Source organism: Bacteroides faecium, assembly GCF_012113595.1.
In the GTDB taxonomy this organism is placed as follows: Bacteria; Bacteroidota; Bacteroidia; order Bacteroidales; family Bacteroidaceae; genus Bacteroides; species Bacteroides faecium.
Genome location: NZ_CP050831.1, coordinates 616,567 through 628,085, shown reverse-complemented (window position 1 = coordinate 628,085; position 11,519 = coordinate 616,567). Strand labels below are relative to the sequence as shown.

Here is an 11,519-nt window from a genome sequence, read left to right as displayed (position 1 = left end):
GTAATGCCTCCGGCTTTTCCTTAAGGGGATATCTGCCCGTAACTACACGATACGTGTTGCAGATAAGGGATATCTGCCACCATCTGCCACAGGTATCTGCAACGCTGTAACTATCTATTTATTAGTTCATTGCCCCCGTTTTGTTGCAGCGTTGCAGATACTTGTATATTTTTAAACTTTATAGTAGCATGAATATTACATTAGACTCATCTTAATACAGATTAGTTCATTTCTGCATCTTTATGAATCAATTTTCATTAGTTACTGCTGATGAAAGGGTGGGTACATTCTATTATAATAGTGAAACTTTAGAGCAGATATTTACTAAGTTCTACTGAAACTTAGTGATTCGTTTTGTAAGATGAACTAATATGTTAGTTTGTATGCAATAATAATTGTAATACGCTGCAAATATATAGGTATTTTTTGTAATTGCAATATATTTAAGCAATGTTTTTATTATTTAGTCGGGAAAATATAAAAAAGGAGCTTATCTATTTTAATATTTTGATCTGATGAAATGATTTGTTAATAATTCTGTTTGCTTATAAGCGTTTGTAGAGTGATTTTGTATCTATATATTATGCGCTTTTTATAATTATCTTTGGTAGAGTCTTTGTTTTCTCCATTTAACACCCCTCTGATATGTATTCTTTTTTTATCACTAAGTTTCAGTAGAACTTAGTGTAGCGATAAATTTAAAAAGACCTTATATCCTATGAACAGTACAGCTCAACACAGTTTACCTTCTTTGGTACAGTATAACCAGGTTATATTATCTTGTTCTTTATATTCAATCTATGGGAAAAAGAGTGCTTTTGTCCGGGGATTGAGTAAGTCTTGTACTACGATGTATTATTTGAAACTTAACATACCCCCAAGCTCCTACAATCGATACAACAAAATGTAGTACCGGGTAGTGGGATTTTTTGAAAGAACCGAATGTGATTCATCAGATAGAAAATGCCATCTATTTGGGTATTGTCGGTGTAACACCTTTAACAAGATTATAAACTAATAACAAATGCTGGCAAAGAAAAAATGAATGCTTTTATGAAGATAGTAATTTTCATCAATGAAAGTGCTATCCTTAATTTATTGAAAACCTTTAATTAACCCAGATTCATGCTTATCGAAAAGCATAAGAATGAATTGTTAACACTTTTAATTTCTATGATGAATGAAAAACAAAATTGTGGAAGAATACTGCGATTATTGATCCTGTTTTGTTTGTATGGTATTTGTTTACCTTCCCTTCACGCCAAACAGGATATTGCATCACCACAACAGACAGGCAAGACCTATACGATTAAAGGAGTTGTATTGGATTTTAACAATGAACCGATTATTGGTGCCAGTGTCTTTATTCCGGGAACCAGTATCGGAGTTGCTACAGACCTGGACGGAAATTATGTACTGAAAGTACCGGCAAACACGAAAAATATAGAATTCTCTTACATTGGATATGAGAAGAAAGTTGTTCCGTTCAACCCTAAAGACTTAAATGTCTTTCGTGTTGTGACGATGAAAGAAGATAGAGGTATTGCACTTGAAGATGTCACGATTGTAGCTTTTGCCAAACAAAAGAAAGAGTCTGTATTAGGCTCCGTTTCCACTATCAAACCGGCGGAGTTAAAAACTACTAGCAGTAATCTTACTACCGGATTTGCCGGAAAGTTGGCGGGTGTAGTTGCTTATCAAAGAAGTGGAGAACCGGGTGAGGATAATGCCGAATTCTTTATTCGTGGTGTGACGACATTTGGAACAGGGAAAGCCGACCCGTTGATTTTGATTGATAACATTGAATTGACTTCATCAGATTTGGCAAGATTGAATACCGATGATATCGCCAGTTTCTCCATTCTGAAAGACGCTACCGCTACTGCGCTTTATGGTGCGCGTGGTGCTAATGGCGTTATTCTTGTAACGACAAAAGAAGGTACGGAAGGTAAAATGAAATTATCTTTCAGGGTAGAAAGTTCGTTCTCCGCTCCTTCCAAAGAGGTTGAAATTGCTGACCCGCTGACGTTTATGAAACTTCATAATGAGGCGGTGAGAACCCGAAATCCGGATGGTGCATTACCTTATCTGGAAAGCGCGATTGCTGCTCGCGAAAAAGGGTTGAATCCGATGGCTTATCCAATGGTAGATTGGAAGGATATGCTATTCAAAGATTTCACAACTAACTATCGCGGAAACATGAGCCTTAGCGGTGGTGGCCGTGTAGCCCGTTACTATGTAGCATTGTCTTATTCGCGGGATAATGGTATCTTGAAACAGGTTCCCAGTAACCTTTTTGATAATAATATTAAGTTGGATAAATATACGGTACGTTCGAATGTTAATATCAATCTGACTAAAACAACCGAGTTGGGAGTGCGCGTGAGCGGTACGTTTGATAGTTATCAAGGCCCGATACAGGGCGGTTCGCAGGTTTACAGTCAGGCTATTAAAGCAAGTCCGGTTCTTTTTCCTGCCATGTATGCTCCGGATGCAGCTAACCAATATACCAATCATCCTATGTTCGGTAATTATGGAACTAGTGCAAATTACTTGAATCCATATGCTGAAATGGCACGCGGTTATAAAGAATATGAAAACACAGTTATACTTGCCCAGTTGGAGCTGAAGCAAGATTTCAGTTTTATAACCGAAGGCTTGAAAGGGCGTTTGTTGGGAAATGTCACGCGAACTTCATATTATGACCTTCAACGTTCTTATACTCCGTTCTATTATGCCTTGGATAGTTATGATAAGACAAAAGATGAATACACTCTCTCTGCTCTAAATCCGGATTTGGGTACAGATTATCTAGGATACTCTCCGGGAAGTAAAAAAGTAGGCAGTTCCCTGTATTTGGAAGCGTCGTTGTCATATGACCGGACGTTTGTTGAAAAACACAATGTCAGTGGTATGTTGGTTTATACAGTACGTGAAGGGAAAAGCGGCAATGAAAACACTTTGCAGAAATCACTCCCTACCCGTAATCTGGGATTAGCAGGACGTTTTACTTACGGATTCTCCGACCGTTATTTTGCGGAGTTTAATTTCGGTTACAACGGTTCCGAACGTTTTGACAAGAGTCATCGTTGGGGATTCTTCCCGTCGGGAGGTTTGGGTTGGGTTGTGTCCAATGAAAAATTCTGGGCGGACAAACCAATTTCCAAAGTTATCAATATGCTTAAGTTGAAAGGTTCATACGGATTAGTCGGTAATGATAATATTTCTAATAATGACAACCGGTTCTTCTATTTGTCTGAAGTAAATATGAATAATTCCGGTAGGGGAATGAGTTTCGGAACAAACTTTGACGAAGGTTATAACGGTATTTCTATCAGCCGCTATGCCAATCCGAAGATTGGTTGGGAAATTTCTCATAAAATGAATGTGGGATTTGAACTGAAATTATTCAATGACCTGGAGATTCAGGCGGAGTATTTTAAAGAAAGAAGAACGAATATTCTGCAAGAACGTGCCGATATTCCTAGTTTGATGGGATTCCAGGCGCCTATCCGGGCAAATATCGGTGAGGCTAAAGGACATGGGGTCGATATTTCTCTGGATTATTCGCATATCTTCAATAAAAATTGGTGGACTACTGTCAGAGGTAACTTCACATACGCTAGCAGTGAATTTTCTGAATACGAAGAACCTGACTACTCGGCTACTCCATGGAGAAGTAAAATTGGTTCTAAGCTGAGCCAGACTTATGGTTACATAGCCGAACGTTTGTTTGTTGATGATGAAGATGTGGCAAACTCTCCGAAACAACAATTTGGCGAATATACGGCCGGAGATATCAAATATAAAGATATCAATCGTGACGGAATCATCGACGAGCAGGATATTGTACCTATCGGTTATCCGACTACGCCGGAAATTATTTATGGTTTCGGTTTTTCTGTCGGATATAAAGCGTTTGATTTTAACTGCTTCTTCCAGGGATCGGCACGTTCCTCCTTCTTTATTGACCCTTTGCGTATCACTCCGTTTGCCCAGCCTTATGACCCGGACAACGAATTGGGAGGAAAACAGGCTAACAATGCTTTGCTTCAGGTTATCGCCAATAATCATTGGAGCGAGTCCAACCAGAATATGTATGCTTTCTGGCCACGGTTGTCGGATACGGCTATCAGTAATAATAACCAGTCGAGTACATGGTGGTTGCGTGACGGTACTTTCTTGCGTATGAAATCGGCAGAAATAGGCTATACACTTCCAAAACGGCTGACCAGTAAAGCTAAATTGGAAAACTTGCGTATTTACGTAAGCGGGACGAACTTGTTCAATATTTCCAAATTCAAGATTTGGGATACGGAAATGGGGAACAACGGTTTGGGATATCCTGTTCAACGAGTATTTAATGTAGGTATTCAACTTTCACTCTAAAACATGTTATATGAAAAAAATAATCATATCCATATCACTCGTGATTGCTGCCATGCTGTGTAGCACTTCTTGTAGTGATTACCTAGATATAGTGCCCGAAGGTACTCCAAGCATGGATAATGCCTTCAGCAACCGCATTAATTCATTTAAGTTTCTACATACTTGTTATAGTTACCTGCCTTCATGGGATCAGGGTGGCTCCATTGGCTTTTTGGCAGGTGATGAACATTGGTTAATGCCTAAAGGAACCGGTTTTATAGATCAGCGTATCTCTCTCAACGCATGGGAAATAGGCCGCGGTGAACAAAATAATAATGACCCCTACCAGAATTTTTGGGATGGAGGAAATGGGGGAACCAATCTTTGGGTAGCTATCCGCGATTGTAATATTTTCTTGGAAAATATCAACAAACCTCTCGATTTGCAGAATTATGAACGTACTCGTTGGATTGCAGAAGTAAAATTCCTCAAAGCTTATTATCATTATTACCTGTTTATGCTTTACGGCCCTATTCCTATCATGGATACTAATATTGCGGTAGATGCTTCACAGGATGAAGTAAGGCGTTATCGCGAGTCGGTGGATGATGTAGTGGCTTATATCTCTAACCTGCTGGATGAAGCATATAAAGATCTGCCTTCAAAGATCACAGATCCGGGACAGGAGATGGGGCGCATCACCCAGCCAATTGCAAAAGCAGTAAAAGCACAATTGTTATTATTGGCTGCCAGCCCTTTGTTTAATGGAAATTCGGATTATATTAATGTGAAAGATAATCAGGGCAGGCATTTGTTCCCGACACAGGTTGATAACAGTAAATGGAAATTGGCAGCAGACGCAGCGCTTGAAGCGATAAATTGTGCAAAAGAAAATGGTCACGAGAAACTTTATACTTTCTCTTTGCCGATCAATAGTATTTCTGCGGCAACACGCAAACTGCTGGATATCGGTGAGGCTGTCACAGAAAAATGGAATGAAGAAATTATTTGGGGAAGTACTCGGAACGTTAACGGATTGCAGACGGTTGCAATGGCTAAACATACGAAGGGGAGCCACTATGACGCGCGTTCTGTCTTAGGGCCAACTTTATCAGTAGCCGAAGCATTCTATTCTTCAAATGGTGTGCCTATTTCTGAAGATAACAGTGATTTCTGGACGGCTAATTATCCTAACCGCTATGAGATTACCACTATCCCGGATGAGGGAAATAATAAATATTACCTTCAGATAGGAGAGCAAACAGCCTATCTTCACTTGAACCGTGAACCGCGTTTCTATGCTTCATTGTCATTCGACCGTGGAACATGGTATGGAGATGGTTATACGAATGATGAGCCGGCAAATCTTGCTTTCTATCATTTTCGGGCGAAGGAGGTATCAGGGCGCCAGACTTCGGAAGACCATTCATATACGGGATATTTGAATAAAAAGGTATGTAGCTATAAGACTGGTTTGACAAAAGACGGTTTCTCTCCCTATCGTTATTCGTTCCCGATCATACGTCTTGCTGATTTGTATCTGATGTATGCGGAAGCTTTGAATGAATCGCAGGAATCACCAGCACAAGATGTATATGATTACGTGGACTTGGTTCGCGAACGTGCAGGGTTGAAGGGGGTAAAAGAGTCGTGGAGTAAATATTCCAAGTCCCCGGATAAGCCTAATACGAAAAACGGTATGCGTGAAATCATTCGCATGGAACGTTTGAATGAATTGGCCGGTGAAGGAAAACGTTTCTGGGACTTGCGTCGTTGGAAAAAAGAACTTCCCCGCGAAGTAAAAGGGTGGCATATTCAGGGAGAGACTGCCCAGGAGTTTTATAGGGTAACCACTATCTACTTACGCTCAAAGTATAGTTATAAGGATTATTTGTGGCCGTTAAAACTGGAAACAATATTAAAAGATCCGAACCTGGTACAAAATCCGGGGTGGTAACTATGATGTTCATAATTTAAAATGACTGGAAATATGAGAAATATGAATAATATATCAAAGCTTGTGAAATATGCGTTCGTCACATTGCTCGGTACGCTCTGCCTGGCAGGATGTGGACAGGACGAAAAGATTGGTCTCAATGCTACCGACAGTGTAGCACCGGGATTGCCCACTAATATAGAGGTGGAGAATATTAATGGAGGAGCTATCATTCGTTATACTCCTCCGAAAGATGACGATCTTTTATGTGTTGTGGCGTCTTATATGATTAATGGGGTGGAAAGAACCACAAAAGCTTCTCCTTATGTAGATAGCTTGATCGTAGAAGGATTCGGAAAGGTGGGTGACTATAATATCTTTTTGAAGAGTGTAGACAAAAGCCAGAACGAGTCTGAACCGAAAACCGTTTCTATCAGTCCATTAACTCCTCCTGTAGAATATATTTATGAGTCACTCAAGATTACTGATAGTTTTGGAGGAGTGAGTTTGACGTGGAAAAATCCGACTCGACAGAATATTATTCTGGAAGTTACCAAAAAGGAAAACGGAGAATGGGTTTCTTTGGAGAATTTCTATTCCAGTATAGTGGAAGGGCAAGCTAAAATCCGGGGATTGGCTGCTGAACCCATCACGTTAGGATACAGAATTCGTGACCGTTGGGATAATTATTCCGAGATGTTGGAGCTGGAAAGCAATCCTTTGTATGAAGAGGAACTTGACAAGTCGAAATTTAAAGAACTTCCGACACGTTTGCCCGGTGATTGTGAAGCGATGGGCGGTCTGCCGATACGAAATATCTGGCAGGGTAATAATAACACAGACTGTTTCCATAGTGTTACTAATAGTGATAACCCTGCCCCTGGTCGGTGTATAACGTTCGATATGGGACAGGTTGCCAAGGTAAGCCGTTTCAAGATGTGGCAACGTAGAGGAGATGCAAACGTTTGGACCTATACTCATAATAATTTGAAGAAATATGTGATTTATGGTTGTGCGGAGCTTACGGACGAAATGTATAATAGCGGTCAGGAAAAAGATGGTATCATGTATCCTACATTTGATGGTTGGACGAAGATTATGGATGTCGAATGTTATAAACCTTCCGGACAAGATAATCCGAATATAACCAATGAAGATATTGAATATATACAGAACGGCGATGAGCACGAAGTTCCCATTGAAGCTCCTAATTTCCGTTATGTAAGAATTCTTATGCTTGAAACCTGGAGTGGAGGTACTTACGCTCAGATTGGTGAAATGACTTTCTGGGGACAACCTGCAACAGAATAATTTAAAAAGTCAGATTATGAAAAATATAATAAGATATATAACTTGTGGCTTGTCAGCCTTTTTGATGACCGCTTGCGGAGATATGTATGAGATACACGAAAAATACCTTGAAATGGGAGAAGAAACCTATCTCGGGGCCGTTCAGGATTTGAGTGCCTATAGCGGGTTCAATCGTGTCAAGTTGGAGTGGTATCTGAATGCCGACCCACGAATCAGCTCTTGTGTGATTACGTGGGAGGGAAATGAAAATCCTGTGGTAGTTCCTGTTCCGGAGAATCGTGTTATAAAGGATCCTATGTCGACGATTATTGACCTTCCGGAAGGGAAATATATATTTAATATGATAACGAGGAGTGATACCGGTAAAGAGTCTTTGGTAAGAACTATTGCGGGTGAAGTGTACGGTTCCACTTATCAGACTGGTCTGTCTGCTCAGGGAATTAATTCGATTTCGGCAGATTTGAACGGAGTAACGATTAATTGGGTTCCGGTAGAAGGTTGCACCGGAACTACGTTAACATATACAAATGATGAGGGAAAGGAGAAAGTAGTCAAAGTAGGTGAAGGGGAAACTATTACAGTCATACCGGATGCGGTCCTTAAAACGTCATTTAAGTTGGTTTCTACATTTAAGCCGGCAGATGACGCTTTCGATGATATTCCGACGTTGGAGAAAATAATGGTTTTTCCTGCTTATTATGTTCTTTCAGAAAAAGTTTGGAGCGGAATTCATGAACAATATTTCGATGTAGAAAACACGGGATGGACAGTTGAAGCTAGTACAGAAGAGTTGACAGGTGAGCTTAGCTCTAATAGTGGACCTGCGGATCGTATCATTGATGGAGATATAAAGACTTTTTGGCATTCACAATGGGATGGTGAGGGAGCTAATCCGCCATTGCCACACGAACTTATTATTGATATGCAGAATTCACAGGATATCATGTCAATAGAACTGTATAGACGTAACATTCCAAGTTTTAATTCAGACTTGAAAACTGCTGTGTTTAGTATCAGTGATAATAAGACAAATTGGGCAGAAGTGGGACAATTGGATTTTCCGAACGCTCCAGATCCCAACGTTCAGACTCTTTTATTGCCGCAAGCTGTAAGTGGAAGATATTTCCGTATAATGGTTACTGCTAGTAATAATAAGACTAATGCTAGTATAGGCGAGGTGAAGTTTACAATGGGCAAAAAATAATATCAGTAGATAATAAATATCAGGTCATTCACAGGAAACTCTCCTTCTTTCTTAAAACTATTTTTCTCTAGTTTCCGAAAGAGGGAGAGTTATTTTTCTGTTTCTGCAGAAAAGTGATTCTTTTTTAGTACTTTTACACGAATTGTGAGAAAGAATATTAATCCTAAATTTATGTTACGATGATGAAACTACTTTATTCACTTTTTGTCTGTATTTTATGTGCTATGCCTGTTGTTCACGCAGAAGATACGGATTATATTCAAGGACTCTCTATTTGGTTCGATACTCCTAATACCTTGCAAGGACACGCTGTATGGTATGGTGGGAGGCCCGACATGTGGAAAGGGGAGAGTAAACCGGAAACAGCCGGTGATACAGCCCGTAACCCTGATGCTGCCTGGGAGTCTCAATCATTGCCAATCGGTAATGGTAGCTTGGGTGCCAATATAATGGGTTCGGTGGAAGCGGAACGTATTACCTTTAATGAGAAGACGCTTTGGCGTGGTGGGCCGAATACATCAAAGGGGGCGGATTATTATTGGAATGTCAATAAGCAATCGGCTCATGTTTTAGATGAAATACGGAGAGCATTTACGGAAGGCGATCAGAAAAAGGCTGAAATGTTGACGCGGCAGAATTTTAATAGTGAAGTTTCATATGAAGCTGACGGGGAAAAACCTTTCCGTTTCGGCAGCTTTACTACGATGGGAGAATTCTATGTAGAAACGGGATTGAATATCATCGGGATGAGTGATTATAAACGTATCTTGTCTTTGGATTCTGCTATGGCGGTTGTACAATTCAAGAAAGATAAAGTCGCTTATCAGCGTAATTATTTTATTTCTTACCCGGCAAACGTGATGGTAGTACGTTTTAGTGCAGACCGGCCGGGAAAACAAAATCTGATTTTTAGTTATGCTCCGAACCCTGTGTCTACAGGAAATATGGCTGCTGATGGCAGTAATGGGTTGGTTTATTCCGCGTCTTTGGATAATAATGGAATGAAGTATGTGGTACGTATTCAGGCTGACGCCAAAGGTGGAACATTGACAAATGTGGATGGGAAACTGACGGTGAAGGGCGCGGATGAGGTTGTGTTCTACATTACAGCGGATACGGACTATAAGCCTAACTTTGATCCGGATTTTAAAGATCCGAAAGCGTATATCGGCGTCAACCCGGAAGAGACGACGAAGCAATGGGTTGATAATGCTGTTTCCTTTGGATACGCTGCTTTATTCAACCAACATTATGAGGATTATGCCGCTTTGTTCAACCGGGTGAAGTTGAATCTGAATCCTGCGGCGAAGCCGGTTAATCTGTCTACTCCCCAGCGTTTGAAGAATTACCGGAAAGGACAGCCGGATTATCATTTGGAAGAATTATATTATCAGTTCGGGCGTTATCTGCTGATTTCCAGTTCACGGCCGGGGAATATGCCTGCCAACCTGCAAGGAATCTGGCATAATAATGTTGATGGCCCGTGGCGTGTAGATTATCATAATAATATCAATGTCCAGATGAACTACTGGCCTGCCTGTTCTACTAATCTGAATGAATGTGTACTTCCTTTAGTCGATTTTATCAGAACTTTGGTGAAACCGGGTGAAAAGACTGCGCAATCTTATTTTGGTGCAAGAGGGTGGACGGCTTCTATCTCCGGCAATATATTCGGATTTACCACTCCGTTGGAAAGTCCGGATATGTCATGGAACTTCAATCCGATGGCAGGTCCCTGGCTGGCTACTCATATTTGGGAATATTATGACTATACGAGAGATTTGAAATTTCTGAAAGAAACAGGCTATGACTTGATAAAGAGCAGTGCGGATTTTGCTGTTGATTATTTGTGGCATAAACCGGACGGTACATATACGGCAGCGCCTTCCACTTCGCCGGAACATGGGCCTATTGATCAGGGAGCGACATTTGTGCACGCTGTGGTGCGTGAGATTCTGCTGGATGCTATTGAGGCGAGCAAGGTATTGGGTGTAGACAAAAAAGAACGCAAGCAATGGGAGCATGTACTTGCTAATCTTGCTCCTTATAAAATAGGACGTTATGGGCAGTTGATGGAATGGTCGGTGGATATTGATGATCCGAAAGATGAACATCGCCATGTGAATCATCTGTTCGGATTGCATCCAGGGCATACGGTTTCTCCGGTCACTACTCCTGAATTGGCAAAAGCAGCCAAAGTGGTACTGGTACATCGTGGCGACGGAGCTACCGGCTGGAGTATGGGCTGGAAGTTGAACCAATGGGCACGTCTCCAGGATGGCAATCACGCTTATACATTGTTCGGCAATTTACTGAAGAACGGAACGATGGATAATCTTTGGGATACACATCCGCCTTTCCAAATTGATGGAAACTTTGGTGGAACAGCGGGAGTCACCGAAATGTTGCTACAAAGCCATATGGGATTTATCCAGTTATTGCCCGCCCTGCCAGATGCATGGAAAGATGGTTCTGTCGACGGTATCTGTGCAAAAGGTAACTTTGTAGTAGATATGGTATGGGAAAATAATCAATTAAAAGAAGCGACAGTTCATTCCGGTGCAGGCGGAATTTGTGTGATAAAGTATGCGGATAAGACGTTGTCTTTCAAGACAGTGAAAGGACGGGATTATCAGATAAAATATGACGTGGCTAAAGGATTGATAAAAAACTGAACTTAGTATAGCAGGAAAACGAAGA

The 11,519-nt window shown here is 40.8% G+C and carries 5 protein-coding genes; all 5 read left to right on the top strand.

The window, feature by feature from the left end; genetic code table 11:
- Window positions 1–1,173: 1,173 nt before the first annotated feature.
- Complete coding sequence (locus BacF7301_RS02610; RefSeq protein WP_245208315.1) at window positions 1,174–4,389, top strand: SusC/RagA family TonB-linked outer membrane protein; 3,216 nt, start codon at window positions 1,174–1,176, stop codon at window positions 4,387–4,389.
- Between the two features lie 10 nt (window positions 4,390–4,399).
- Entirely contained in the window at window positions 4,400–6,325 is a 1,926-nt protein-coding gene (locus tag BacF7301_RS02605) for a RagB/SusD family nutrient uptake outer membrane protein (protein WP_167959927.1), read from the top strand.
- A gap of 33 nt (window positions 6,326–6,358) precedes the next feature.
- Window positions 6,359–7,615, top strand: a complete 1,257-nt coding sequence (locus BacF7301_RS02600) for a DUF5000 domain-containing lipoprotein (protein ID WP_167959925.1) — start codon at window positions 6,359–6,361, stop codon at window positions 7,613–7,615.
- 16 nt (window positions 7,616–7,631) lie between these two features.
- Window positions 7,632–8,819: a DUF4998 domain-containing protein gene (locus BacF7301_RS02595; protein ID WP_167959923.1), complete on the top strand. Its 1,188-nt coding sequence runs from the start codon at window positions 7,632–7,634 to the stop codon at window positions 8,817–8,819.
- Between the two features lie 182 nt (window positions 8,820–9,001).
- On the top strand, window positions 9,002–11,494 hold the full coding sequence (locus tag BacF7301_RS02590; protein ID WP_167967080.1) for a glycoside hydrolase family 95 protein: 2,493 nt from the start codon (window positions 9,002–9,004) through the stop codon (window positions 11,492–11,494).
- Window positions 11,495–11,519 lie beyond the last annotated feature (25 nt).